The 25,476-nt window shown below is 68.0% G+C and carries 20 protein-coding genes; 8 read left to right on the top strand and 12 right to left on the bottom strand.

From position 1 onward, the window contains the following. Positions 1-7: 7 nt before the first annotated feature. Positions 8-2,626, bottom strand: coding sequence for a plasma-membrane proton-efflux P-type ATPase (locus K3F48_RS03425; protein ID WP_222573998.1), 2,619 nt, complete (start codon positions 2,624-2,626; stop codon positions 8-10). A 203-nt stretch (positions 2,627-2,829) separates the two neighbouring features. On the opposite strand from K3F48_RS03425, the gene K3F48_RS03430 reads away from it, so the two are divergent. Further along, complete coding sequence (locus K3F48_RS03430; protein ID WP_222573999.1) at positions 2,830-4,812, top strand: glycosyltransferase family 2 protein; 1,983 nt, start codon at positions 2,830-2,832, stop codon at positions 4,810-4,812. 6 nt (positions 4,813-4,818) lie between these two features. Next, a complete protein-coding gene (locus tag K3F48_RS03435; protein ID WP_222574000.1) occupies positions 4,819-6,069 on the top strand; it encodes a glycosyltransferase family 1 protein in 1,251 nt (416 codons plus the stop codon). Positions 6,070-6,126: 57 nt separating this feature from the next. Here the strand turns inward: K3F48_RS03435 and K3F48_RS03440 are convergent, their stop codons facing one another. The 4 genes from K3F48_RS03440 to K3F48_RS03455 all read right to left on the bottom strand — a co-directional run bounded on the left by K3F48_RS03440 (position 6,127) and on the right by K3F48_RS03455 (position 10,154). Next, entirely contained in the window at positions 6,127-7,002 is an 876-nt protein-coding gene (locus K3F48_RS03440) for an outer membrane protein (RefSeq protein ID WP_222574002.1), read from the bottom strand. 290 nt (positions 7,003-7,292) lie between these two features. Next, entirely contained in the window at positions 7,293-8,126 is an 834-nt protein-coding gene (locus K3F48_RS03445; RefSeq protein ID WP_222574003.1) for an outer membrane protein, read from the bottom strand. Between the two features lie 253 nt (positions 8,127-8,379). Beyond that, the gene (locus tag K3F48_RS03450; protein WP_222574004.1) at positions 8,380-9,141 is read right to left on the bottom strand and encodes an ABC transporter ATP-binding protein; all 762 of its coding nucleotides are present in this window, start codon (positions 9,139-9,141) and stop codon (positions 8,380-8,382) included. Further along, positions 9,138-10,154: an iron ABC transporter permease gene (locus K3F48_RS03455; protein ID WP_222574005.1), complete on the bottom strand. Its 1,017-nt coding sequence runs from the start codon at positions 10,152-10,154 to the stop codon at positions 9,138-9,140. The genes K3F48_RS03450 and K3F48_RS03455 overlap by 4 nt, the downstream gene beginning before the upstream one ends. A 332-nt stretch (positions 10,155-10,486) precedes the next feature. Between K3F48_RS03455 and K3F48_RS03460 the strand changes: the two genes are divergently transcribed. After that, complete coding sequence (locus tag K3F48_RS03460; RefSeq protein WP_222574006.1) at positions 10,487-11,185, top strand: phosphatidylserine decarboxylase; 699 nt, start codon at positions 10,487-10,489, stop codon at positions 11,183-11,185. 26 nt (positions 11,186-11,211) lie between these two features. Continuing rightward, positions 11,212-12,042 carry a CDP-diacylglycerol--serine O-phosphatidyltransferase gene (pssA, locus tag K3F48_RS03465; RefSeq protein ID WP_222574007.1) on the top strand — a complete coding sequence of 277 codons (831 nt, stop codon included), beginning with the start codon at positions 11,212-11,214 and terminating at the stop codon, positions 12,040-12,042. Between the two features lie 4 nt (positions 12,043-12,046). Here pssA and K3F48_RS03470 read toward each other — a convergent pair whose 3' ends face one another. Beyond that, positions 12,047-12,910: a DMT family transporter gene (locus K3F48_RS03470; RefSeq protein WP_222574008.1), complete on the bottom strand. Its 864-nt coding sequence runs from the start codon at positions 12,908-12,910 to the stop codon at positions 12,047-12,049. A 343-nt stretch (positions 12,911-13,253) separates the two neighbouring features. Between K3F48_RS03470 and K3F48_RS03475 the strand changes: the two genes are divergently transcribed. Next, positions 13,254-14,627, top strand: coding sequence for a PLP-dependent aminotransferase family protein (locus K3F48_RS03475; RefSeq protein ID WP_222574009.1), 1,374 nt, complete (start codon positions 13,254-13,256; stop codon positions 14,625-14,627). A gap of 41 nt (positions 14,628-14,668) precedes the next feature. On the opposite strand, the gene K3F48_RS03480 is transcribed toward K3F48_RS03475, so the two are convergent. Both K3F48_RS03480 and otsB read right to left on the bottom strand, forming a co-directional pair. After that, on the bottom strand, positions 14,669-16,888 hold the full coding sequence (locus K3F48_RS03480; RefSeq protein ID WP_222574101.1) for a trehalose-6-phosphate synthase: 2,220 nt from the start codon (positions 16,886-16,888) through the stop codon (positions 14,669-14,671). 59 nt (positions 16,889-16,947) lie between these two features. Beyond that, positions 16,948-17,724 (bottom strand): trehalose-phosphatase, encoded by a 777-nt coding sequence (otsB, locus tag K3F48_RS03485; protein ID WP_222574010.1) that lies wholly within the window; start codon positions 17,722-17,724, stop codon positions 16,948-16,950. A gap of 438 nt (positions 17,725-18,162) precedes the next feature. Here otsB and pqqB point away from each other — a divergent pair, with 438 nt between their 5' ends. The 3 genes from pqqB to pqqE are packed head-to-tail and all read left to right on the top strand — an operon-like array spanning position 18,163 to position 21,327. Then, the gene (gene pqqB, locus K3F48_RS03490) at positions 18,163-19,092 is read left to right on the top strand and encodes a pyrroloquinoline quinone biosynthesis protein PqqB (RefSeq protein ID WP_222574011.1); all 930 of its coding nucleotides are present in this window, start codon (positions 18,163-18,165) and stop codon (positions 19,090-19,092) included. Further along, complete coding sequence (pqqC, locus tag K3F48_RS03495; RefSeq protein ID WP_222574012.1) at positions 19,089-19,847, top strand: pyrroloquinoline-quinone synthase PqqC; 759 nt, start codon at positions 19,089-19,091, stop codon at positions 19,845-19,847. The genes pqqB and pqqC overlap by 4 nt, the downstream gene beginning before the upstream one ends. Before the next feature lie 13 nt (positions 19,848-19,860). After that, positions 19,861-21,327, top strand: coding sequence for a pyrroloquinoline quinone biosynthesis protein PqqE (pqqE, locus tag K3F48_RS03500; protein WP_222574013.1), 1,467 nt, complete (start codon positions 19,861-19,863; stop codon positions 21,325-21,327). A gap of 117 nt (positions 21,328-21,444) precedes the next feature. Here pqqE and K3F48_RS03505 read toward each other — a convergent pair whose 3' ends face one another. From K3F48_RS03505 to K3F48_RS03520, 4 genes are all read right to left on the bottom strand, one after another. Continuing rightward, the gene (locus K3F48_RS03505; RefSeq protein WP_222574014.1) at positions 21,445-22,548 is read right to left on the bottom strand and encodes a hypothetical protein; all 1,104 of its coding nucleotides are present in this window, start codon (positions 22,546-22,548) and stop codon (positions 21,445-21,447) included. A 213-nt stretch (positions 22,549-22,761) separates the two neighbouring features. Continuing rightward, complete coding sequence (locus K3F48_RS03510; RefSeq protein WP_222574015.1) at positions 22,762-23,769, bottom strand: patatin-like phospholipase family protein; 1,008 nt, start codon at positions 23,767-23,769, stop codon at positions 22,762-22,764. Further along, positions 23,769-24,554: a 3-hydroxybutyrate dehydrogenase gene (locus K3F48_RS03515; protein ID WP_222574016.1), complete on the bottom strand. Its 786-nt coding sequence runs from the start codon at positions 24,552-24,554 to the stop codon at positions 23,769-23,771. Before K3F48_RS03515 ends, K3F48_RS03510 begins: the two co-directional genes overlap by 1 nt. 143 nt (positions 24,555-24,697) lie before the next feature. Then, on the bottom strand, positions 24,698-25,339 hold the full coding sequence (locus K3F48_RS03520) for a helix-turn-helix transcriptional regulator (RefSeq protein WP_222574017.1): 642 nt from the start codon (positions 25,337-25,339) through the stop codon (positions 24,698-24,700). Between the last annotated feature and the right edge of the window lie 137 nt (positions 25,340-25,476).

A 25,476-nucleotide genomic window follows, 5' to 3' on the forward strand; every position in this document is an offset into this window, starting at 1 on the left:
CTCCTCCTCACGACGCCGATTTGAAGGGCCTTACGGCCGGATGTGGCGTGAGCGGCCGATGCACCAACTCGACGCTCTTGGTCTTGCGCATGGTGCGTCCGTCGGCGAAGCGCTCGCAGATCCGGCGCACGAAGCCGAGGACGAACATAAAGGCGAGGCAATAGAGCCAGACGAGGCCGATGAGCCGCAGCGGAATCGCCGGAACCAGCCAGCCGAAATAGCACAGGGCCACAGCGACGATCTGGGTGAGCAGGATCGCGAAGAACAGCTTTGCGGCCGGGAACGGCGGCAGGAAGAACCAGCGCTCCGTGCGCGCCGCCAGCAGCAGCAGGTGGCCGCCGACGACGAGCTGCAGGAACATCATCGTCTGCAATTGCTGCGACGTCGAAATGCCGAGCAGCGCCTGCGCCGACGGATGCGACAGCGCGCGCACGCCGATGAGCAGGAGGCCGAAGGATTCGAGCACACAAAACATGCCGAGCACGCTCGACACCGCGAGCAGGCGCGGCATGCGCCAGCGGATCGGCGTGCGGCTCACCGGCGTGTTGTCATAGGCGATGGTCATGATCGGCCCGTCGTCGAGCAGCGACAGCACGACGATCATCGCCGTGGTCAGCGGCGCGAAATCGAGGAACACAGTCGAAAGCAGGACGACGAACATGATGTCGATGGTGAGCGCGACGCGATAGAGCGTGTAGCTCTCGATGCGGCCGAAGATGCGCCGCGCCTCGTCGATCGCGCTGCTGATCACCGAGAGGCCCGGCGCCGTGAGGATCAGCGCCGCGGCGCCGCGCGCGGCGTCGGTCGCGCCCGAGACGGCGACCCCGCAATCGGCCTGCTTCAGCGCCGGCGCGTCATTGACGCCGTCGCCGGTCATGGCGACGATATGGCCGCTCTTCTGCAGCGCCTTGACGATCGCATATTTATGCTCGGGAAAGACGCGGGCGAAGCCGTCGGCGCGCTCCACCGCCTGCGCGATGTCGGGCGGCAGATTGTTCGGATCGAACTCCTTCGGAAACACATCGGCCGCCGAGATGATATTGTCGCCGAGCCCGAGCTGGCGCGCGGTCTCCTTGGCGATGGCGGTGTCGTCGCCGGTCACCATCTCCACGCGCAATCCCTTTGCGCGCGCCGCCGCGATGGTCGATTTGGAATCGTCGCGCGGCGGATCGAACATCGGCAGCACGCCGAGCACCTGATAGGTCTGACCGCCGTCCTCGGAACGCGCCACGGCGAGCGCGCGCGAGCCCTTGGCGGCGAGGTCGGCGACGATCGCCTTCACCGCCTCGGCGACATGGGGCGGCGCCGCGGCGAGCTGCACGATCGCCTGCGGCGCGCCTTTGGCGAGGACGAGCGTCTTGCCGTCCGGCGCGGCGACGCGCGCCTCGGTGCGCTTCGTCACCGGATCGAAAGGCGTATATTTCTCGAGCCTGTATCCGTCGATCGCATGCTTGTCCCGCAAGGCGCCCAGCACCGCCGTGTCGATCGCGTCGCGATCCTCGGCGCGCGAGGCGAGCGCGGCGGCGCGAATGCAATCCTGCGCGTCCCGCCCCTGCACGAGAAGCGGCTCGCCCACGGTGAGCTCGTTCTTGGTCAGCGTCCCGGTCTTGTCGGAGCAGAGAATGTCGACTCCGGCCATCTCCTCGATCGCCGAGAGCTTCGAGACGATGGCCTTCTGCTTCGACAGCGCCAGCGCGCCCAGCGCCATGGTGATCGAGAACACCGCCGGCATCGCCACCGGAATGGAGGCGACCAGCAGCACCAGCACGAATTGCAGAATCGAGAGCGCGTCCGCAAGTCCCCAATCGTCGACGATGACGAGATCGCGATAGACGCGCACCATCACCATGACCAGCGCGAGAGCGACAGCCACGACCATCAAAAAATCGCCGATCTCGAACATGGCCTTTTGCGCATGGCTCGCCGCGCCCGCGCCTTCGACGAGGCTCGCGGTGCGGCCGAAGAACGTGCGCGAGCCGGTGGCGATGACGACGCCGGTCATCTCGCCCTGCTTCACGATGCTGCCCGAATAAGCGAGGTCGCCGCGCTTTTTGGCGACGGGGAGAGACTCGCCGGTGAGCGCGGCCTGGTCGATCGAGATATAATCGCCGCCGAGGAGGCGAACATCGGCGGGCACGACCACTCCGAGCCGCACCTTCACAATGTCGCCGGGCGCGAGCCCCGCGGCCGGCGCCGTGCGCCACTCGCCGTCGCGCAGCAGCGTCGCCTCGGGCGCGAGCCCCTTCTTCAGCGCGGCCAGCGCATCGGAGGCCTTGCGGTCCTGCCAGGCCTCGAGGCCGGCGTTGAACAGCAGCAGCGCGAGGATGATGGAAAAATCGCCCCAATGGCCGATGATGGCGGAAACGAGCGCGGCCGCCTCGATCATATATGCCATGGGTCCAGAGAAATAGCGCAGGACCTTTCGCAAAAAGCCGACGCGCCGCTCGACGAGCGCATTGGGTCCGAAGATCGCAAGACGCTTGCGCGCTTCGGCGGCGGAAAGGCCATGGGCCGCGTCGACGCCGAGCGTCTCCAGCAATTGCGAGATCGGCAGCGTCGCGAGGTCGAGACCGCGTGTCAGCCGGTTCTGCTGTGCGTGTCGGGGCGGTCCGTTCGGCCGAAGCATTGACGCTCTCCCTTTCGCGCGACGCGCTCGGCGGTTCGACGGCGGAGATGATGCGTCGCCGCTGGCGCGATGGTTCGCGTCGACGTGAGATAACGCGGACGACGCCACAAAATAGCCTCTGCGGGATGGTGAACGCCCGGAGCGGCTCGTTTACCATCCATCGTGCGAATCGCGATCGTGGAAGGACGTGGAGGGGTGTCGGAGTGACGCGTGCGGCGATCGAGCTCGTGCCCGATGAGGGCGTCATTCGCTCAGACGGGCGTTTCGAGTCGCAATCGGACGAGCCCTGGCTGCGGATAGAGGCGGACCTCGGCCGCGGCCCCTTCGTCGAGATCACATTTCGCGCGAGCCTGCTCGACGATCCGGTTCGGCCAGTTCTGCGTTTTTCGACCGAACGCGGCGACGTCGAGCGTATCCTACCGGGTCCCGTCGCAGGCGCGGGCGTCTGGCGCGGCGCCCTGCCGAACGGAACGCGCGCCGTCTCGATCTCCCCGACCAATCGCGCAGGGCCGTTCTCGTTCGAGATCGAAGCGATCCGCCCCGTCTCGCTCGGCGAAATGCTCGCCTGCGTCTGGCGACGCAAGCCGGGCAAGCTCTGGTCCTATTTCCTGCCGACGCTGTTCGGCTATGCGGCCGAAGCCGAGAACGCCCTGGACTGGGCGACCAATTCCGAGCCGGTCGAGAGCTTCGACGCCTTTCTGGCGCGGCGCGAGCGCGCCTTCGACCCGGGAGGAATCGACGCGCCGCGCGGCGATTGGAGCGCCGGCCCGCTGTTCGCGATCATCGTCTTCGCCCGCGGCGGCGCGCCGGACGCACTGGCGCGCACTCTCGACTCGGTCGCGGCGCAGCTCTACCCGCGCGCGCGGCTCGTCGTCGTCAATGAGGATGCGGAGGCGCGCGCCCTCGTCGCCGCGCGCTCGGACGCGCGTTTTTGCGCCGCGCGCGCGGCCGCCCTCCCCCAGGACGCCGATTTCATCTGCCGGCTGCGCGCAGGCGACGAGCTCGCGCCGCATGCGCTCGCCTGCCTCGCCGAAGCGGCGGCCCGATCGCCGCAGGCGCGGCTGTTCTATGTGGACGAGATCATTCGCACGCCGGAGGGGCGTCGGCCGAGCTTCAAGCCCGGCTGGAGCCCGGTATTCGAGCGCGCTCGGCCCTATCTCGGCCGCGGCGTCTTCGCCGCGACGGCGGCGCTGGCGGCGCCGGCTCGCGATTGGCCCGACGAGACAGCGCTCGCCGGCGCGATTCGCGCCGCCGCGCTCGGACTCGAGCCGGAGCGCATCGTCCAGCTGCGCCGCTGGCTGCTGACCCGCGACGATGCTGCGCCGGAGCCGGCGGAGCTCGCCGCCCCGCCCGCGCCTGTCGCGCCGCCCTCGGCCTCGATCATTCTGCTGACGCGCGACCGGCCCGAGTTGCTCGGCCCCTGTCTCGACAGCGTGCTGCGGCTCTCCACGCATCCGTCCTTCGAGCTCGTAATCGTCGACAATGGCAGCCGGCGCGCCGAGACATTCGCCATTCTCGACAAAGCGTCGCAGGACCCGCGCGTGCGCGTCGTGAAGCGGCCGGGACCCTTCGATTTCGCCAGCTTCAACAATGACGCGGCGGCGACGACGAACGGCGAGGTCCTCGTCTTTCTCAACAACGACACCATCGTTCTGTCGCCCGACTGGCTCGAGCGGCTGACGCGCCCCGCTCTCGAGCCGGAGGCCGGCGCGATCGGCGCTCTGCTCACCTTCCCGGACGGGCGCGTGCAGCATGCGGGCGTCGTGATCGGCATTGGCCAGGACGCCGGCCATTTCGGCGCGCTGGTCCCGCCCGAGGCGCCCTGCTGGCTCGACCGCGCGCGTCATCCCCGTGAGACGACCGCCGTCACCGCGGCCTGCATGGCGGTGGAGCGCCGCAAGTTCGAGGCGGTCGGCGGCTTCGACGCCGAGCATCTGCCGATCGAGTTCAACGACGCCGATCTCTGCCTGCGCCTCGCCGAGCGCGGCTGGACCAATCGCTATGTCCCCGAGGCGCGGCTCGTGCATTTGGAGTCGGCCTCGCGCGGCGCGGCGATGTTCCGGCCGATGAGCGTCTATGCGAATTCGCGCGCCTATTTCCGCGACCGCTGGCGCAAGGTCATTCGCGACGATCCGTTCCATCATCCCGGCCTGTCGCTCTATGCGCGGCATGTCGCGCTCTGGTGAGCGCCGATGAGCCGGCCGATCGTCTATGACGCCACGCATCTCGTCTCGCGCGGACGCGCGATCGGCTCGGCCGGCATAGGCTGCGTCGATCTCGCCTACGCCCGCCATTTCGCCGCCCATCCTCGCCTCGCCTGCGCCGCGCATTATGCTGTTCCGCGGCCGCATCTTTTTGCGCGCGAGCGTCTCGAGGTTCTGCTCGGCGAGATCGCGCCGCAAGGCGCCACCTCGCCGGACGACGGCTGGGAGGGCCTGCGCGCATGGCTACTCGGCGCGTCCGAAACGCCGCGCGAGCGAGCCCGTCGCTCTCGATTGGGCGAGCTCTGGCGGCAGACGCGCTGGCGTCTCGCTCACGACGCCTCGAGCGCGATCCCGCAATCGGCGATCTATCTCAACATCGCCCAGCACGCCTGCGAATTTCCGCTTTTGTTCGATTGGCTGTCGCGGCGGCCGGATGTGCGGCCGGTGTTCTTCGTGCATGATCTCCTGCCGCTCGATCGTCCCGAATTCTTCCGCCGCGGCTATGAGCGACTGTTTCGCCGCCGGCTCGAGACCATTCTGAGCCACGCCTGCGCGCTGATTGCCACGACGACGGTCGTCGCCGATCGGCTGGAGCGCGAAATTTCCGCGCACGGACGGCCGGCGCCGCCCATTTGCGTGCAGCCGCTCGCCTCGACACTCGGGGAAAAGAGCGCCGGCGATGACGATCCGGCGCTCGCCGAAAGCCCCTATTTCGTCGCCGTCTCGACGCTGGAGCCGCGCAAGAATCACCTTTTGCTTTTAAATGTCTGGCGCGCGCTCGCCGCCTCCGGCGCGCCGACGCCGAAGCTCGTGCTGGTCGGCGGCCGCGGCTGGGAGAACGAAGCTGTCGTCGACATGCTGCGCCGCTGCGAGGCGCTGCGAAAGGCGGTTCGCTGGGTTCACGATCTCTCGGCGCCGAGCCTGCGCCGGCTCCTCGCCAACGCCAACGCCCTGTTGATGCCGAGCTTCGCCGAAGGCTATGGCATGCCCGTGGTCGAGGCGCTCGCCCTCGGGACGCCGGCGATCGTCTCGGATATTGCGAGTTTTCGCGAGGTGGCGCGGGGGAGCGCGCTGTTTCTGTCGCCGATCGACGGGAAGGGATGGAGCGAGGCGATCCTCGCTTTCGCCGACCGCCGCGGGCCCCGGCGTCTCGCCGCGGCCCATTCGGCTCGCGACTTCGCAGCGCCCGACTGGCCGAGCCACTTCGCCGGCATAGAGGCGTTTCTGGCCCGCCTCTGACGGCGAAGCCCGGCTGATCGGCCGGGCTTCGGTTTTCTCAGAGCGGATGGGCGAGTTTCAGTATTTCGCCATGACCGGGGCCGGCTCCGACCAGTTGAAATGATAGTTGAGGCCGATTCGCGCGACATGACCGTCGAAGCGCGTCTTCGCGAACGGCGTGCTGGCGTAGAATCCGGGGAAGGACAGGGTGGACAAGGCGTAGTTCACGCTGCCGAGATCATAATAGAGATATTCGAGCTTGACGCTCCATTTGGGCGCCAACAGCCATTCCAGGCCGCCGCCGGCGGTCCAGCCGACGCGCAAGTCCGAGTAGCGGCCGAACGAGGCGAAGGACGGAGCGAAGGGGAGATTTGCCTGGCTGATCGAGACGCTCGATCCGACATCGCCATAAGCGAGACCGCCGGTCGCGTAGAGAAGCAGCGTCGGAGTCGCGAGGAGGCCGATGCGGCCGCGCACGGTGCCGAGATAATCGAGCGTCTTGGCGGCGTTCGTGTCGGAGGTGATGAATTCGAGGACGCCCGCCGGAACTCCGATGCTGGAGCTCTTGGCCGTGCTGCGCGAGCCGGCGACGCCCTGAATATCGGCTTCGAGGCCGATCACCCAGGAGGACCCGAACTGGAAATTATAGCCGATCTGGCCGCCGCCGAGGAAGCGCGCGTCGTCGGCCGGGTAGCTCCCGGTCGTCAGCGCGGCGGAGGTCGCCAGATTGGCGCCCCAGGCCGCGGCGGCGACGCCGGGGACCGCAGTGGTGTGGGTCGGGCCGCCGCCGAAGGTCGCGCCGGCGTTGAAGCCGAGATAGAAGCCGCTCCACAGCGGCGGCGGCGGGGGCGGCGGCAGCAGAGGCAGGCGGCGCGACGGCAGATCGGCCGCGATGGCCGAGCCGGCGGTCAGGGCCGCGATGAATGCGGCCGTGGCGAGAACGGATGTTTTCATGGGATTGCCCTTTCGACGAGATTCGACACGCGCGCCAGCCGCATGCTGCGGCGCGCGCGAGCATCGATTCGTTACGCGGAATCGAGAAAAACGCCGCCGACTCGAGACAATTCACGCAGCGTTCACAGGGCAGATTTTTACAATATCACGGTAAAGCCGACGTTAATCCACGACGATGGCTCGACCTGCCGTCGAGGAATTCATATCGAATCGAAAAAGCCCGGCCGTCCGGCCGGGCTTTATGCTGCAACGGAGACAGAGACTTCTCGATCGATCCGCTGAATGGCCGATCAATATTTGGCGACGACCGGAGCCGCCGGCGGCGAGAACAGGTTGAAGTGATAGTTCACGCCGGCGCGCACGACATGGCCTTTGAACTGGCTGGAGACCGTCGTGAAGCCGACCTGGCCGCCCTGGAAGGTGAGCGGGCTCGACGCGCTCGTCCGGCCGAGATCGTAATAGAGATACTCGACCTTCGCGCTCCACTGCGGCAGGAACAGCCATTCGACGCCGCCGCCTGCGGTCCAACCCACGCGCGTATCGGAGAAGCTGACGCTCGACGAGCCGACCGCGCCGCCCGGCGCGGACTGGGAGACAGTCGCGCTCAGATTGGTCTGGCCATAGGCGAGGCCGCCCGTGCCATAGACGAGCAGCGTCGGCGTCACGAGATAGCCGAGCCGGCCGCGCACCGTGCCCAGATAGTCGAGCTGCTTCGAAGCGGAGATGGTCGAGGTGACCGGAGTCAAGAAATTGGTGCGGGTCGCGGTGTTGCCGCTGCTGCCGATGCCCTGGATATCGGCCTCGACGCCCACGACGAAGGTCTGGCCGAACTGATAATTATAGCCGATCTGGCCGCCACCGATGAAGCCATCGCTGGAGGGCGATGCGACGCCGCTGCCGCTGACGCCGACGGCCCAGATGCTGGCGGGAGAGTTGACGAGGACATTGCCTCTCTCGTCCCAGGTGTAGCCCGCATTCAGGCCGACGTAGAAGCCGGTCCACAGCGGCGGCGGAGGAGGAGGCGGCAGCAGGGGCGCGGCCTTTTTCGAAGGAAGATCGGCGGCGAGCGCGGATCCGGCCGAAACGGCGAGCGCGAGCGTTGCAGCAGCCAGGGAAAATCTCATGACAAGGCCCTCATCGATTCTATATCTGGTTTTCGATCCGCCGCGGCCGAAACCCACCGGGCTTGAAAAGCATCCAGCCTGTTGCCGGCCCTTTCGAAGAGAGCCGGCGGCTTCGCGTCGAGACGTACGGACAAATACGAGCAGCGTCAACAGAGGCGCGCGATCGAAACGCTCGTCTCGGCTTTTTGTGGGGCGCTGTGTCAAATCGGCAACAGTCGTGGAATCAGGCGCGGGCGAAGCGGCGCGGGGCGCGTCAACCGGCGGCGCCGGCCGGCGCCCAACCCGAAAGCATCGCCGGATCGACACGGTAGACCGTCCGCAGCCGCTCGGAGGTGAGCGCCTCGTCGGGCGGGCCGTCGGCGACGATCCGTCCCTGGTCGAGCAGCACGACTCGATCGCAGAAGCGCTGCGCGAGACCGAGATCGTGGGTGATGGCGAGGACGAGGCGACCCGTTCGCGCGATGCGTCTCAGCGCCTGCATGATCTCGACGGCGTGGCAGGGATCGAGCGAGGCCGTCGGCTCGTCGGCCAGCAGCACGGCCGCCTCGACCGCGAGGGCCCGCGCCAGCAGCGCCCGCGCCCGCTCGCCGCCCGAGAGGCTCGTCGCGGCGCGCTCGGCGAGATGGGCGACGTCCACGGCAGCCATCGCAGCCTCGACCGCGGCCCGATCCGCCGCGCCGACCCGGCCGAGCGGCCCGAGGCGCGGCAGCCGCCCGATCTCGACGAGTCGACGAACGCTGAGCGGCCAGTGCAAGGTCTGGCCCTGCGGCAGATAGGCGAAGCTCGTCGCCCGTTCGCGCACGCTCATGCGGGCGAGCGGCCGGCCGTTCCAGGCGACCGTTCCCGAGCGGGCGGGAGCCAGCCGGCAAATGGCGCGCAGAAAGGTCGATTTGCCTGCGCCATTCGGTCCGAGCAGTCCGACCAGCGCGCCCGGCCCCGCCTCGAGATCGACGCCGCGCAGAACCGGCGTTCCGCCGAGGTCGACGCAAAGGCCGCGGATGCTCAGGCCGCTCAACGGCTCGGCTCCTCGGCCCGGGGCCGCAGCAGGAGGACGATGAAGACCGGCGCCCCGATCAGGGCGGTCACGACCCCGAGACGAAGCTCGGACGCGGTCGGAACCAGCCGGACGGCCACATCGGCGAGGCCGAGCAGCAGGGCGCCGGTCGAGGCTGACGGCAGCAGGCACTGGCTCGGCCTCTGATCGGTGAAGGGACGCGCCAGATAAGGGGCGACGAGGCCGACAAAACCGATCGAGCCGGCGACGGCGACGGCGGCGCCCACGCCGATGGCGACGCCCGCCGCGATCGCCGTCCCCACCCGGTCGAGGTCGAAGCCGAGGCTGCGCGCGGCGTCCTCGCCGAGAGCGAGGCCGTCCAGGGCGCGAGCCTGCAAAAGGATCAGAGCGGCTCCGGCGGCAATCAAGGGGGCCGCCAGCAAGACGTGCCGGACCGACCGGTCGCTCAGCGAGCCCAGCAGCCAAAACGCGATCTCCGACACGGCGAAGGGATTGGGCGCGAGATTGAGCGCCAAGGAGACGCCGGCGCCGGCGAGCGCCGACATGGCGACGCCGGCGAGAATGAGGGTCGACGGCCCCTCCCCTCGACGCGCGAGAGGCAGCAGCGCGAGCAGCCCGACGAGAGCGCCCGCCACCGCCATCAGCGGCAGGGCCAGCGGCGCGGCGGCGGCGACCCCGAAATACAGCGCGATCACCGCGCCGAGCGAAGCCGAGCTGGACGTGCCGATCACGGCCGGATCGGCGAGCGGATTGCGCAGCAGCCCCTGCAGCGCGGCGCCGGACAATCCCAACATCGCCCCGATCAGCAAAGCGAGCGCGGCGCGCGGGGCGCGGATCTGCCAGACGATGTCCGAAACGATCGGGTCGGCGTCGCCGAGGACCGCGGCGGCGACCTCCCCGGGCGACAGAGGCGCCGGACCGACGAGCAGAGAAAGCGCGCCGACGGCGACAGCGAGCGCGGCCACGGATAGTGCGAGCGCCGGCGCCCGCACGCCGCATGGGACAGCTGTCAACGAAAAACCTCGGGCTTCGATCGCGCGGGCCGGGCGCGGCGATCCGGATCAGCGGCGCGCATGCCCACAATGCGGCCGCCGCGGCGAGACCATTGTCACGGCGCGCGGATAAGGCAAGCGGTTTCGCCCCCGCGACGCCCGCCCTGCCCCGTCCCGCGCGCCATCGCCCGCCGCCCCCCGTGACTTTCACGCGGCGAAATGCCAATAGTCTGCCCGCCGGCGACGCCGGAGCCCCGGGCGACCGCTCGGGCTTCCATGAAGCCGCAGGATGGTCCTCGGAAGGCCGGCGCCCGCCGATTCCATGACCCTGCCGAGCGACGGAGCCTCTTTCCATGTCGATCTTCGAATCGGTCCGCAAATCGCTCGTGCCGGTGCATCCCGAAGGCTATATTTTCATCGCCGCCTTCGCCATCGCCGCTCTCCTGCTGCATTGGATTTCCTCGACGCTGGGCTGGATCGGCTTCATCGCCACCGGCTGGTGCGTCTATTTCTTCCGCGATCCGCAGCGCCTGACGCCTCTGCGCGAAGGGCTGGTGGTGGCGCCGGCCGACGGAATCGTCTGCTCCATCGGCTTCTTCCTGCCGCCGCCCGAGCTCGGCCTCGGCGCCGAGCCGCTGCAGCGCGTCTCCATCTTCATGAGCGTCTTCGACGTGCATGTGAATCGCGCGCCGATCACCGGCCGCGTCGTCAAGATCGCCTATAAGCCCGGCATCTTCCTCAACGCCGATCTCGACAAGGCGAGCGAGGACAATGAGCGCAACGGCATCATCATCGAGGCGCCCTCGGGGCGCTATGGCGTCGTGCAGATCGCCGGCCTCGTCGCGCGGCGCATCGTCTGCTTCGTGCAGGAGGGCGAGCCGATCGGCGTCGGCGATCGCTTCGGCCTCATCCGCTTCGGCTCGCGCGTCGATGTCTACATGCCGACCAATGTGAAGCCGCGCGTCGCCGTCGGCTCGCGCGCCATCGCCGGCGAGACCATTCTCGCCGATGTGACCTCCACCGCCGCGCCGCTGAGCTTCAAGGCCGGCTGACGCACCGCCCCGCGGGGGAATCGCTGATGAACGCCTCTTTCGACGACCGCCCCGATCCGCAGGGCGAGCTGACGCCTTCCGAGCGGCGGCGCCTGCGCTTCCGCGCCATTCCGCTGCGCGTGGTGCTGCCCAATCTCGTCACGCTGCTGGCGCTGTCGATGGGCCTCACCGCCATTCGCTATGCGACAGAGGGCAAGTTCGACACCGCGGTGACCGCGGTCATCGCCGCCGCCGTGCTCGATGGGCTCGACGGCCGCCTCGCGCGCGCGCTGAAGGGAACGTCACGCTTCGGCGCGGAGCTCGATTCGCTCGCCGATTTCGTCGATTTCGGCGTTGCGCCGGCGCTGCTCCTGTGGCTGTGGTCGCTGCACGAGATCAAGGGGCTCGGCTGGTTCGCGGCGCTCGTCTTCGCCATCGCCTGCGCGCTGCGCCTCGCCCGCTTCAACGTCACCGTGGACCAGCCGGGCCGTCCCGCCTGGCACTCGGATTTCTTCGTCGGCATGCCGGCGCCGGCCGGCGCCATCACCGTGCTGCTGCCGCTCTATCTCAATCTCTCGGTCGCCGAGCTGCCGGGCTCGAAGCCCTTCGTCGCCTTCTACATCGTCTATGTGCTCGCCATCGCCTTTCTGATGGCGAGCCGCATTCCGCATCTTTCGGGCAAGCGCATCGGCCGCATTCCGCGCGACTCGGTGATCCTGGTCTTGTTCGGCGTCGGCGTCTCGGCGCTGCTGCTCGCCATCTATCCGATGGAGACCCTGATCCTCGCCAGCCTCGCCTATCTCGCGGCCATTCCCTATGGCGTGAGGCGCTACAACGCCCTCGCCCGCGAGGAGGCCGAGAAGGCGCAGCCGGCCTGAGCGATCATCTCGCGAAGCCTTTCGCGCCGGCGACGGCGGCCACGACGCCGAGCGTGACCAGCAGCATGGAGAGCTCCACCCGCTCGCCGAGCAGCAGCGCGGCGAGTCCGAGACCGAGCAGCGGCTGCAGCAATTGCAGCTGCCCGACCGCGGCGATGCCGCCGAGCGCCAGCCCCCGATACCAGAACACGAAGCCGATCAGCATGCTGAACAGCGAGACATAGACGAGCGCGAGCCAGGAGCTTGTCGGCGCGAGGCTCCAAGCCTGTTGTGAGTCGGCGACGGTCCAGGCGAGCATCGCCGGAAAGGACAGAGCAAGAGCCCAGCAGATCACCCGCCAGCCGCCGAGCCGGCGCGACAGCAGTCCGCCTTCCGCATAGCCGAAGCCCGCGACCAGGATCGCGCCGAGCATCAGCAGATCGCCGGTCGATATCGCGCCGCCGCCCTGCGTCCAGGCGAAACCGACCACGAGGCCGGCGCCGGCGAGGGCGCAGGCCCAAAAGCCGAGGCGCGGCCGCTCGCCGCCGCGCAGCACGCCGAAGGCCGCGGTGGTCAGGGGCAGCAGCCCGACGAAGACCAGCGAATGCGCCGAGGTCATCTGCGTCAGCGCCAGCGAGCTGAGCAGCGGAAAGCCGACCACGACCCCGAGCGCCACGCCGACGAGCGAGACCAGCTCGGGCCGGGTCGGGCGATTGTCGCGGAAGAGGGCCAGCATGCAGATGGCGAGCAGGCCCGCGACCGAGGCCCGCGACGCGGTGACGAACATGGGATCGAAGCCCGCCACCGCGACGCGCGTCGCCGGCAGCGAGCCGCTGAAGATCAAAATGCCGATGGCCCCGTTCAGCCAGCCTTCCGTCGTCCTGTCCATGCGCGATATCCTTTTTCTTCGAGGCAGGGCGATCGGTCGAAGGATTTATCTCCCCCCTCGTCCTGAGGAGCCCGCGAAGCGGGCGTCTCGAAGGACGGCAATCGGGAGAAGCCTTTGATTTCGGCTCGCGGCCGTCCTTCGAGACGCCGCTTGCAGCGGCTCCTCAGGACGAGGGTCCGGGATTTTATCCTTCACGCGATCGCCCTGCTTCGAGGCGGAGGATCGGACGAAGACGCTTGCTCGGCCAGATACAGACGAATACAGTTTTCGAGAACTGTTATGATACGAGAGGCGGTACGCCTTGACCGGATCTTCTCGCCCGCAAAAGAGGATCGAGCTGGTGATGACGACGATCCGAGAGCGGATCGCGGCGCGCCAGCTGACCCCAGGGGCGCGCCTCCCCTCGGTCCGGCGCGCCGCCGGCGCGATGGGCGTTTCCGTTTCGACCGTGGTCGAGGCCTATGAGCGTCTCGCCGCCGAGGGGACGATCCGGTCGCGTCCCGGCTCCGGCTTTTATGTCTCGGCGCCGCTCGCGCCGCTGGCGCTCGGCAAGCTCGGCCCGCGCCTCGACCGCGAGGTCGATCCGCTCTGGGTGTCGCGTCAGTCGCTGGAGGCCGGCGACGGCATGCTGCGCCCGGGCTGCGGCTGGCTGCCGGCCGATTGGGCGCCGGAAGCGGCGCTCCGACGAGCGCTGAAGGCGGCGGCCCGCGCCAGCGCCGCGTCGCTCGCCGATTATTCGGAGCCTCTCGGCCTCGCGCCGCTTCGCGGCCTCATCGCCCGCCGGCTCGGCGAGCGGGACATAGGCGCGACGCCCGACCAGATCCTGCTGACCGGCTCCGGCACGCAGGCGATCGATCTCGTCTGCCGCTTCCTGATCGAGCCCGGCGACACGGTGCTGATCGACGATCCCTGCTACTTCAACTTTCGCGCTCTGCTGCAGGCGCATCGCGCCCATATGGTCGGCGCGCCGATGACGCCGAACGGTCCCGATCTCGACATTTTCGCGAAGGTCCTCGCGGAGAAGCAGCCCCGCCTCTACGTCACCAATTCCGCCGTGCATAATCCCACCGGCGCCGCGCTATCCTCCGGCGCGGCCTATCGGCTGATGACTCTCGCGGAGCCCGCCGGCCTCGTCATCGTCGAGGACGACATCTTCGCCGATTTCGAGACGATTCCGACGCCGCGCCTCGCCGCACTGGACGGCCTGCGAAACGTCATTCAGATCGGCAGCTTTTCCAAGACGCTGTCGGCCGCCGCCCGCTGCGGCTATATCGCGGCGCGGCCCGACTGGATCGACCAGATCGCCGACATCGGCCTCGCCACGCAGTTCGGCGGTCCGCGCCTCTCGGCCGAGATCGTGCTGACGCTGCTGAAGGACGGCGGCTATCGCCGCCATCTGGAGGCGCTGCGCGTCCGGCTCGCGGACGCCATGACGACGACCATCCGCCGGCTCCGCACGCTCGGGATCGAGCCGTTCCTCGAACCCCGCTCGGGCATGTTCGTCTGGGCCCGCCTGCCGGACGGCGCCGACGCGTCGCGAATCGCCCGACGCTGCCTTGCCGAAGGAATCGTGCTCGCGCCCGGCAACGCCTTCAGCCTCGGCCAGACGGCGCATGATTATCTCCGCTTCAACGTCTCGCAATCCGATGATCCGCGCATCTATGAGGCGCTCGGACGCGCGCTCCGCGCGGAGACGCCGCGGATGCGGGCCGGCTGAGCCGCCGTGAGACGGAGACGGCGCGCCGATCGCGCCGCGCCTCATCGCCGCTGATTCTTCTCCGCGATGTCGAGGATGCGCCGCTGCTGGCGGCTGCGCGCCGCGTCGATCAGCATCTGTCCCGCCCAGCGATAGACATTGCGCTCGCGCACGCGCTGGCGCATCAGCCGCATGCGCTCGCGCTGCTCATTGGCGGGAGTGCGCAGCGCCATGCCGATGGCCTCGGCCATCTCCTGGATGTTGTAAGGGTTGACGATCAGCGCCTCGGCCATCTCGCGCGAGGCGCCGGTGAAGCTCGACAGCACCAGCACGCCCTGCTCGTCGTCGCGCGAGGCGACGAACTCCTTGGCGACGAGATTCATTCCGTCATGCAGGCTGCTGACGATGCACAGATCGGCGGCGCGGAACAAAGCGAACACTTCCGCCGGCTCGTGATGGCGGATGACGAGCCGGATCGGCCGGTAGGACTCGTCGCCGTGGCGGGCGTTGATCTCGCGCGCCAGCTCCTGCGCCTCGCTCTGCAGCCGGCTGTAGGTCGGCAGGCGGCTGCGCGTCGGCGCCGCGGCCTGCACGAAGACGAAACGCCCCTTCAGCGTGGGATCGAGCGTCAGCAGCAGATCCACCGCCTTCATGCGGTCGAGAATGCCCTTGGTGTAATCGAAACGCTCGATGCCGACCGCGAGCGTCACATCGCTCGCGAGCCCGAGGGAGCGGCGCGTCTGCAGCCGGCATTCCTCGACGCTCGGCTGCGCCGCGAGCGCCTTCGGCGGCCAGTCGATCGAGATCGGATAGGCGCGCACGAAGGTCTCATGACCGCCGAGCGTCACCGTGCCATGCTCGCGATCGATGCGGCTCTCGACGAAGCGATCGACCGTCTCGAAGAAGTTGTTGCAGTGAAAGCGCGTGTGAAAGCCGAGGATCGTGCTGCCCAGCAGGCCCTCGATGATGCGCTCCTTCCACGGGCAGATGCCGAAAGTCTCGGCGTTGGGCCAGGGGATGTGCCAGAAGGCGATGATGGTCGCCTTGGGCAGCCGCTCGCGGATCATGCGCGGCGCGAGCGCGAAATGATAATCCTGCACCAGCACGATCGGATCATCGGTCTGCGCCTCGCGCGCCACGGCGTCGGCGAAGCGCTCGTTGATCTTCTCATAGGCGCGCCAATCCGCCTCGCGGAACACCGGCCGCACGAAGGCGATATGGCAGAGCGGCCACAGCCCTTCATTGGCGAGGCCGTAATAATAGCCGTCCTGCTCCTCCTCGCTGATCCAGATGCGGCGCAGCGAATAGGCCGGCGCCTCGGGCGGCACGGCGATGCGGTCGCGCTCGTCGACGGTCTCGCGATCGGCGTCGCCGCTGCCATGCGCGATCCATGTGCCGCCGCAGGCGCGGATCACCGGCTCCAGCGCCGAGACCAGCCCGCTCGCCGGCGTCTGCACGACGACGCCGCCATCGGAACGATTGTGGATGTAAGGCTCGCGATTGGAGACGATCAGCACCTCGGCGCCGGGCAAGGCCTCGCGCAGCAGATTTTGCAGAGTCGCCGGCGACCATTCGATCTGTCCGGTCTCGATCGGCACGCGGCCGACCTCGGCCTCGCGCAGCAGCTTTTGAATCTCCTTGTCGAGCGCCGAGCGCTCGCGGCCGCCCGACAGAGCCGGGCCGCCGAACCGCGCCTCCTCGACGGCGAGGCGCAGCGCGCCCATCCATCCGCGCAGCAGGACCGCCGCGAAGACCGCCGAGACGCCCATGATCGTCAAGGCAACGCCAGCGAGCGCCGCGACGAAGAAGGTCTGCGCCTCGCCCGATCGCGCGTCGATGAAGCTCAAATCGTGAAGAACGATCAGATAGGCCTTGCGCGCGCGGTCGACGATCGGAAAGGCGCCGACCAGCACATGCCGTCCGTCGCTCGAGATGTTGGAGAAGCTCTCCGCCTCCGAGCGCGCGACCTTCTCGCAGGAAAAGGTGCGCGGCATCAGCCGCGTCGGCTCGACGAGACCGCCCTTTTCGTCGCAGAGGCCGACGGCGAGGATGCGATCGTCCTGCGCGACGCTCTCGAAGATCGAGCCGAGCCGTTCCCAGGCCTCGTCCGCCATGGCGCGCACGACAGAGCCTTGGATCGAATTATAGACGAGGCGCGAGCGCTGCTCCACATCATGGCGCGACCATTGCTCGATCAGCGAATGTGCGAAAGGGACGATGGCCAAAGTCAAGCCGACGATCACGGCGAGGCTCAGGGCGCCATATCTCAGCGCCTCCTTCATTTGCGACGACAGCAGCTTTCCCTCCGGGCGCCCGGCGACGAGCAATGCGGCGGCGCGCCTCATCGCCCACGGTCCCCGCAAGCGGCGCGGAGATCGGCGGCGAGCGTCGCGATCCAGCGCCGAACCTGCTCAGGCCCGGCGAAGGCCGAACGCTCGGGAGCGAAATATTCGCCGGCGACCGCGAGCGCGGCGCCGCCGGATCGCTCGACCAGCACGCAGGCCTCTTCGTCCGACGCGTCGTCGCCGATGAAGATGGGCCGGCGGCCGGCGAAGGGAAAGAACGAGGAGAGACGCTCGACGGCGCGCGCCTTGGACGCGAGCGTCGGCGTCAGCTCATACACGCAGCGGCCGGCGATCAGCCGCAGCTCGGCGCCGGAGCGTGCGAGAATGTCGCGCAACGCTGCCGAGAGCGCTTCGGCCGCATGCGGCGCCGCGCGATAATGCACCGCGAGCGCCGAGCGCTTGCGCTCGACCGTCACGCCCGCGAATGTCCCGGCCGCGGTCTCGACCGCGGCGATGACGTCGGGGTCGATCGTCGCGGCGAGCGACGCGCCGTCGCCATCGGCGAGACGCAGCGTCGCGCCGTGCTCGGCGGCGGCGTCGAAGCGCAGCGGATGGAGAAAGCCGTCGATGTCGTCGAGCGTGCGGCCCGAGACGATCGCCAACGCGCCGGCGAGACTGTCGCGCAGGCGATCGAGATCGCTCGTGAGACCCGGCTCGACGCGAACCGCATCGGGACGCTCGGCGATGTCGAGCAGAGTTCCGTCGAGATCGAGGAACAAGGCATAGGCGTGAGGCGCGCTCAGGATCCGTTGCGCGACTTCGGCCGCGGCCATCCGTAAATTCGCACGCTGCGCTGCGACGTCCATCATTACCCCCCGTGATCTCGATCAGACATCGACAGCAGAGCGCCCGTTCGCGAGGTCGAGCCAGTCCAGAGCTTTCACGACGGAAAAGCGCTTTCGGCTCGAACAGACTCGTGATCAGAATTCGCTCTGCGTATCAGAAACCGGCATAGGGCGAAAAAGCGACGAGAATGCGCCCTCGGCCGCGAGCCGGCGGCGACGGCTGCGGCCATGTGGCGCTTGCCTTGCGCGCGAGGCCCCGACATAGTGCGGCCACGACGCTGCCTCGGCCTGCGCAGGGCTCGGGAAAAAGCGGAAAAAACAAAGGGAGCGGACGAAGGGGCGCTTCGATCGGCGCCGGTTTCGTTCTAGAACGTCGGTTCGAGAGGGAGAGGCTGCGCCTCGTCACACGGCGCCGCCGACAAGCGCATGTTCATCAAAATACTCGGAGCGGGCGCCGGCGGCGGCTTCCCGCAGTGGAACTGCAATTGCGCCAATTGCCGCGCCGTGCGCGAAGGCAAGCCCGGCTTCTCGCCGCGCACGCAATCCTCGCTCGCGGTCAGCGCCGACGGCGTGACTTTCGCACTGCTCAACGCCTCGCCGGATTTGCGCCAACAGATTGCCGCGGCGCCCCAGCTCTCGCCAGGGCCGAGCGATGGATTGCGCGCGAGCCCGATCAAATCCGTCGTGCTCACCAATGGCGACGTCGACCATGTCGCCGGGCTGCTCAATCTGCGCGAGGCGCAGGCCTTCTCGATTTATTCCTCGGCGCGCATTTTGAACGTGCTCGCGGGCAATCGCATCTTCGACATTCTCGTTCCCGAATTGGTGACGCGCATCGAATTTCCTTTCGACGAAGCGATTCCGCTGCAGGGCGCCGGCGTCGATCTCGGCCTCGCCGTACGCGCTTTTCCGGTGCATGGAAAAATCGCGCTCTGGCTCGAGGACAAGAGCGCCGCCGATTTCGGCACCAGAGTCGGCGACACGCTCGGCGTCGAGATCATCGAGACGGCGACAGGCAAGAGCTGCTTCTATATTCCCGGCTGCGCCGAGATCGACGACGCGCTGAAGGCCAGGTTGAAAGGCGCGAGCCTCGTCTTCTTCGACGGCACTCTGTTCCATGAGAACGAGATGATCGAGCAGGGACTGCTCGGCAAGACCGGCTCGCGCATGGGCCATGTGAACATGACCGGCGAGAACGGCTCGATGGCGGCCTTCGAGAATCTCGATGTCGCGCGCAAAATCTATGTGCACATCAATAACTCCAATCCGACGCTCGACGCTGCGTCGAAGGAGCGCAGAATCGTGAACGACGCCGGATGGGAGATCGGCGAGGACGGCATGGAGGTCACGCTATGAACGAGTTCTCGACGGCCGAATGGCACGACGCGCCGCCCCTGTCGAAGGAGGCGTTCGAAGCGGCGATCCGCGCCGTCGGCGCGGAGCGCTATCACGACAAGCATCCGTTCCATAAGCTTCTGCATGGCGGGAAGCTGAACAAGGGCCAGGTGCAGGCCTGGGCGCTCAACCGCTATTGCTATCAGGAGGCGGTGCCGCGCAAGGACGCCGCCTTCATGAGCCGCGTCCACGACCGCGAATTGCGCCGCGAATGGATTCACCGCATCCATGATCACGACGGCCTCGGCGAGGAAGCGGGCGGCATCGAGCGCTGGCTGGTGCTGACCGACGGGCTCGGCCTGCCGCGCGATTATGTGACCTCGCGCAAGGGCGCGCTGCCGGCCACGAAATTCGCCGTCGAAGCCTATGTGCGCTTCGTCGTCGAGCAGCCGCTCGTCATCGCGGTCGCATCCTCGCTGACCGAACTGTTCGCGCCGGCCATTCATCGCGAGCGCATCGCCGGAATGCTGGAGAATTACGATTTCGTCGACGATAGCGTGATGGCCTATTTCAAGCGTCGCCTCGCGCAGGCCCCTCGCGATTCCGATTTCGCATTGTCATATATCAAGGCGCACGCCTATACGCGGGCCGAGCAGGAGGCCTGCGTCGACGCCGTGCGCTTCAAATGCAATGTGCTGTGGGCGCAGCTCGACGCGCTGCATCAGGCCTATGTGACCGGCCTCGTCCCGCCCGGGGCGTTCCGGCCGGAGAATTGAGGAAGCCGAAGCAATGAGCGACGCGCGTTTCGTGGTGACGCCGGAGTGCAGGCCGGCCTTCACGCGCTATTCGCGCCTGCACGAGGACGTCGTGCGGCGGCGCAAGGTCGTCCTCGCGCCCGAGCGCGCCTATGAGCTCGACGCCATCGGCGTCGCCGTTTTGTCGCTGCTCGACGGCGCCGCCAGCGTCGCCGAAATTTCGCAGCGTCTCGCCGCGGCCTATTCGGCGCCGGTCGAGGTGATAGAGCGCGATGTGATCGCCATGCTGCAGGGTCTCGCCGACAAGAGGCTGCTGCGCGACGGCCCCGACGCTTTCGCGCCCCCTGCCCTCTCCAATACGGCGCGCTCCTATGCGCCTTTCGAGCGCGGACCGGCGGGCCTGCTCGCCGAGCTGACGCATCGCTGCCCGCTGCAATGCCCCTATTGCTCCAATCCGCTCGAGCTCGAGCGCTCGAACACGGAGCTGACGGCGGCCGAATGGGGCGAGACGTTTCGCCAGGCCGCGTCCATCGGCGCTCTGCAATTGCATCTCTCCGGCGGCGAGCCGACGCTGCGCCGCGATCTCGAAGAGATCCTCGGCTATGCGGTCGAGGCCGGACTCTACAGCAATCTCGTGACCTCCGCCGTGCTGCTGACCCGCGAGCGGCTGCAGCGTCTCGCCGAGATCGGGCTCGATCATGTGCAAGTGTCGGTGCAGGATGTCGTCGCCGAAAGCTCCGACCGCATTTCGGCGTTCGAGGGCGGCGTCGAGAGGAAGCGCGATGTCGCGCGCTGGGCGCGCGAATTCGGCCTCGGCCTCACCATCAATGCGCCGATCCATCGGCAGAACATCGACCATCTGCCGCAGATCATCGATTTCGCGGTGGAGGTCGGCGCGCAGCGGCTCGAGGTGGCGCATATTCAATATTACGCCTGGGCGCAGCTCAATCGCGCGGCGCTGATCCCGACGCGCGAGACGTTTTTGGAGACGGTGGGAATCGTCGACGCAGCGAAGAAGCGTCTGCAGGGCGTGCTCAATTTCGATTTCGTGATCCATGATCACTACGCCTCGCGCCCAAAACCCTGCACCGGCGGCTGGGGACGCAGCATCATGGTGGTGACGCCCTCGGGCAAGGCGCTGCCCTGCCATGCGGCGCAGACGATTCCGAGCCTTGCCTTCGACAATGTGCGCGAGCGCTCCCTCGCCGACATCTGGCGCAAAAGCGCGGCCTTCGAGGCCTTCCGCGGCGAGGAATGGATGCAGGAGCCGTGCAAGAGCTGCGAGCGGCGCGAGATCGACCATGGCGGCTGCCGCTGCCAGGCGCTCGCCGTCACCGGCGACGCCACCGCGACCGATCCGGCCTGCCATCTCTCCGACCATCACGCGCAATTCACGGCGTTCGGCGAAGACGAATCGCGCCTGCCGGCGCCGCCTTTCGTCTATCGGCGGCCGGGTGGCGCCGAGCGCAGAGAGTCCGCGCTCGCGGACGAGCCGGCCTGACACGATCGACGGCGGGCTTGCGTCAGTCCAATCGAAGGGCTTCGAAGAGCGAGCCTGAAGGCTCGCGGTCCAGACGCAACGACGGCTGCGCTCGCCGTCGTGAGCTTTTCGCGCGGGTTACGGAATGACTCCGGTCGCCCGGCCGATGTCGCCGACCGCGCCGGTGACGGAATTGACGGCGCGCTCCATGATATTGGGCTGCTCCGCCGCCGCAGGCGGCGGAGACGGAGGAGCGGGCGGAGCGACCTCCGCGGCGGCGGTCGGCGCAGACGCGGCGGCCGGAGCCGGCGGCGGCGTGACGGCGCTCTCGTCGGTTTTGCGCTTGGCGGGCTTGGCCGGCTTGGGGGCGCGTGCATGCGGGTCGCTCGTCTTGGCGTCGCTCGTCTTGGCGTCGCCGGATTTGGCGTCGCCGGATTTGGCGTCGTGCGGCTTGGCGGCGGGCTTGGGCGCCGCGGCGCGCGGCTTATGGGCCGCGGCGGGCGGCGTCTGCGCCGGCGCGGCGGAGTCGGGAGCGGCGACGGTTTTGGCCGGAGCGGCGAAAGGCGCCGCAGGTTGGACGGGAGCGATCACCGGCGCTGGCTCGGCGAAAGCCTTGGCGGGCGGCTGCGCCGCAGCCGGGGGAACCGCCTCGGGCTCGCTCGAAGCGGCGGCGCGCGCGCCCATGTCCGCCTCGGCTGCGACCGGAGCAGCGTCCGGCGCTGTGGCGGGGGCGTCCGCCGTCGATTGCGGCGGCGTATCGAAAGGCGGCTCGGCGCCGGCGTCGCGGGCCGTAGCGTCGCTGGCATCCGGGCGCTCGACCGCCGCCCCTTGCGTCGGCGCCTCGGTCTCGAGGACGGCGGCCTCTCCCGCATCGTCCGGCTCGCGCAGCAACATCATCGTCATCCCGACGGCTCCGGCCACGAGCACGACGACAGCCGCGGCGAGATAGACGAGGCGCCGTCGCCCTCCCTCGGGCGCGACGGTCGCGCGCGGCGCGGATTGGGACGCCGGCGCGGACGCCTTCTGCGGCGGCGGCTTTTGCGGCGGAACCGATGCGACGTTCGGCCGGCGCGGGGACTCGCGCGGCGGCAGGCTCACGGAGGGCGCTGGCCGCTCCGGCGCGGGATCGGCGACAGGCGCGACCGGAGGCGCTTCGCCCTGCGAGACGGCGCCGGAGCCGCGCAGCATTTTTTTCAACTCTTCGAACTCGTCCAAGAGCTTCTTTTCGCTGGGCGCGTTCATGCTGTTACCTCCGGTTCGCGTTCGAAGGGCCGGCGACATGGTCGAAAGCCGTTCCGATATAAGCTGATGAGGACGCCTCCGAACATCCGATAAACAACGGTCGCGGACGCATATTCCCGAACTTCGGCCGGGTTTCCTCCGTCGTTATCACAAAAAAGACAATTGTGGCCGTTCTTTGCCGCGCCGGGCCTTTGCGCCGACGAGACGTCGCCGTCAGACGAGCTCTTCCTTCAATTGCAGCGTGCCTTCGACGCCGATCGAATCGAAATGCTCGTCGAGGAATTGCCGTCCGGCCTTTCTCCCGATGTCGAACAGGGAGCGCAGAAAATCATAATCGGCGTCGAGCTTGGTGTCGGCGCCATAGCGCTTCATCTCGGCCCCGCCCTCGACGAGATGCAGCAGCACCTTCTTGTAATGCGTTCCTTTCAGACGTCCGGCGTCGATCAGCCGCGCGACGAAGTCGATGGCGCGAAATTCGTGCAGCAGAGAAGCGTTGAAGGTGATCTCGTTGAGGCGGTCCATGATGTCGCCCGACGTTCGCGGCACATCGTCCCGCTCGATCGGATTGATCTGCACCAGAATGATGTCGCGGCACGGCGTCTCGGTGTAGAGCGGGAACAATGCCGGATTGCCCATATAGCCGCCGTCCCAATAGGCCTCGCCGTCGACCTCCACCGCTCTGAACAAGGTCGGCAGGCAGGCCGAGGCCATCAGCATGTCGATCGTCAGCTCGGGACGACGGAAGATGCGCACCTTGCCGGTGCGCACATTGGTCGCCGAGATGAACAGCTTCAGATCGTCGGTCGCGCGCAGCCCGTCGAAATCGACGAGACGCGCGATCACGTCGCGCAGCGGATTGATGTCGAGCGGATTGAACTCGTAGGGCGAGAGATAGGCGGTCGCGTTCTGCGCGAGCTTGCCGCGCAGCTTGAACGGATCGATGAAGCCGAACACGATGTCGGCGAGATCGCGCTGCGCCTGGCTCATGTCGCCGTCGACGCTGATGGTGCGCCAAAATTCGGCGAGCTGCGCGCGGGCGCGCGCCGGCCCGCCCTCGCGCAGGCCGTCGGCATAGACGACCGCGTTCATGGCGCCGGCGCTCGCGCCGCTGATCCCCATCACCTCGAGCCGGCCATCCTCGAGGAAGGAGTCGAGCACGCCCCAGGTAAAGGCGCCATGCGCGCCTCCGCCCTGCAGCGCGAGCGTGACCTTCTTGCGCATCAGGCCGCCGTCCAGCCGCCGTCGATGGAAATATTGGAGCCGGTGATCTGCGCGGCGGCGTCCGAGCACAGGAACACCACGAGCGCCGCGACCTGCTCGACCGTCACGAATTGCTTGGTCGGCTGAGCCTGCAGCAGCACGTCGTCGATCACCTGCTCGCGCGTCAGATTGCGCGCCTTCATCGTATCGGGAATCTGCCGCTCGACCAGCGGCGTCCACACATAGCCGGGCGAGATGCAATTTGCGGTGACGCCGAAGGTCGCGAGCTCCAGCGCCACCGTCTTGTTGAGGCCGGCGAGCCCGTGCTTGGCGGCGACATAGGCCGCCTTGAACGGCGAGGCGACCAGCGAATGCGCCGAGGCCATGTTGACGATGCGGCCCCAGCGCCGCGCCTTCATACCGGGCGTCGCGGCGCGGATGGTGTGGAAGGAGGCCGAGAGATTGATCGCCAGGATCTGATTCCACTTCTCGATCGGGAACTCCTCGATCGGCGAGACGAATTGGATCCCGGCGTTGTTGACGAGAATATCGACCGAGCCGAGCGTCTGCTCGGCGCGCGCGATCATCGCCGCGATCTCTTCGGGCTTCGACATGTCGGCGCCGTCATAGATCGCCGTGACGCCGAACTCCTCGGCGATCCCGGCGCGCTCCTTTTCGATCTCGGCCGGATCGCCGAAGCCGTTGATGACGACATTGGCGCCCTCTTTGGCGAGGGCCCGGGCGCAGGCGAGGCCTATGCCGCTGGTCGAGCCGGTGACGACGGCGTTGCGTTTGGCGAGAGACATCGGCGCTCCTTGCTGGTCGAAATGGCGTCGGACGCAATCTAGAGCGCTTTCCGATCGAACGGAACGTTCGATCGATCAGAATTCGCTCGAACGAAACATTGCCGGCGCAGTAGGAAAAAGACGAGCGACCGCGTTCGCGGGGCTCACTGGCTCGCCCAGAGGATGCGCGCCATCCAGCTCACCTCCTCCTTCGGCAGCACGCGGTCCGGAAAGTCGGGGTTGAAAGATTTGAGCTCGACGGTTTTCGCGGTCTGGCGCTTCAGCTCCTTGGCGAGGATCTCGCCCGAGGTCGTCTTCACCACCACACGATCGCCGCGCCGCACCGGCGCCGAGGGCGAGACGATGACGATATCTCCGTCGCGATAGAGCGGAGCCATCGAATCGCCGGAGATCTCCAGCGCGTAGGAATGCTCGTCGGCGTCGGCGAGCACGTCGATCTCCTCCCAGCCGGCGCCGGTGGCGAAGCCGGCGTCGTCGAAGAAGCCGCCGACCCCGGCCTGGGCGAGGCCGATCAGCGGACGCGAGCTGCGCATAGGCTTCGCGCCCTTGGAGGCGACGAGGGCCATGAATTCGTCGAGCCCGGCGCCGGTCGCCTGCAGAACCTTGGCGATCGATTCGGTCGAAGGCCAACGCAAATGGCCGTCCGCGGTCTGCCGCTTGGAGCGATTGAATGTCGTGGGGTCCAGCCCGGCCTTGCGGGCGAGGCCGGACGGCGTGAGGCCGTAGCGGTCGCCGAGAGCGTCGAGCGCCGCCCAGATCTGCGCATGGGTCAAGATTTCAGCCATTGGCGGACCTCGTTCCTATGCTAGGAATAGAACAGTCGGGCGTCCTCCGCAATTCGAGTTTTAACGACGCGGCGAGGCGCCGCGGCATAAGCTCGATCTTCACGCCGGCGCGTGCTATCGTAAGATGCATGTGAGCC

This window comes from Methylosinus sp. Sm6, assembly GCF_019802345.1.
Lineage (GTDB): Bacteria > Pseudomonadota > Alphaproteobacteria > Rhizobiales > Beijerinckiaceae > Methylosinus.

Excerpts from the sequence above, each read along its gene's own strand:
- K3F48_RS03425 (WP_222573998.1), bottom strand. The coding sequence starts at position 2,626 with ATGCTTCGGCCGAACGGACCGCCCCGACACGCACAGCAGAACCGGCTG.
- K3F48_RS03435 (WP_222574000.1), top strand. The coding sequence starts at position 4,819 with ATGAGCCGGCCGATCGTCTATGACGCCACGCATCTCGTCTCGCGCGGA.
- K3F48_RS03440 (WP_222574002.1), bottom strand. The coding sequence starts at position 7,002 with ATGAAAACATCCGTTCTCGCCACGGCCGCATTCATCGCGGCCCTGACC.
- K3F48_RS03445 (WP_222574003.1), bottom strand. The coding sequence starts at position 8,126 with ATGAGATTTTCCCTGGCTGCTGCAACGCTCGCGCTCGCCGTTTCGGCC.
- K3F48_RS03460 (WP_222574006.1), top strand. The coding sequence starts at position 10,487 with ATGTCGATCTTCGAATCGGTCCGCAAATCGCTCGTGCCGGTGCATCCC.
- pssA (WP_222574007.1), top strand. The coding sequence starts at position 11,212 with ATGAACGCCTCTTTCGACGACCGCCCCGATCCGCAGGGCGAGCTGACG.
- K3F48_RS03470 (WP_222574008.1), bottom strand. The coding sequence starts at position 12,910 with ATGGACAGGACGACGGAAGGCTGGCTGAACGGGGCCATCGGCATTTTG.
- K3F48_RS03475 (WP_222574009.1), top strand. The coding sequence starts at position 13,254 with ATGACGACGATCCGAGAGCGGATCGCGGCGCGCCAGCTGACCCCAGGG.
- K3F48_RS03480 (WP_222574101.1), bottom strand. The coding sequence starts at position 16,888 with ATGAAGGAGGCGCTGAGATATGGCGCCCTGAGCCTCGCCGTGATCGTC.
- otsB (WP_222574010.1), bottom strand. The coding sequence starts at position 17,724 with ATGGCCGCGGCCGAAGTCGCGCAACGGATCCTGAGCGCGCCTCACGCC.
- pqqB (WP_222574011.1), top strand. The coding sequence starts at position 18,163 with ATGTTCATCAAAATACTCGGAGCGGGCGCCGGCGGCGGCTTCCCGCAG.
- pqqC (WP_222574012.1), top strand. The coding sequence starts at position 19,089 with ATGAACGAGTTCTCGACGGCCGAATGGCACGACGCGCCGCCCCTGTCG.
- pqqE (WP_222574013.1), top strand. The coding sequence starts at position 19,861 with ATGAGCGACGCGCGTTTCGTGGTGACGCCGGAGTGCAGGCCGGCCTTC.
- K3F48_RS03505 (WP_222574014.1), bottom strand. The coding sequence starts at position 22,548 with ATGAACGCGCCCAGCGAAAAGAAGCTCTTGGACGAGTTCGAAGAGTTG.
- K3F48_RS03510 (WP_222574015.1), bottom strand. The coding sequence starts at position 23,769 with ATGCGCAAGAAGGTCACGCTCGCGCTGCAGGGCGGAGGCGCGCATGGC.
- K3F48_RS03515 (WP_222574016.1), bottom strand. The coding sequence starts at position 24,554 with ATGTCTCTCGCCAAACGCAACGCCGTCGTCACCGGCTCGACCAGCGGC.
- K3F48_RS03520 (WP_222574017.1), bottom strand. The coding sequence starts at position 25,339 with ATGGCTGAAATCTTGACCCATGCGCAGATCTGGGCGGCGCTCGACGCT.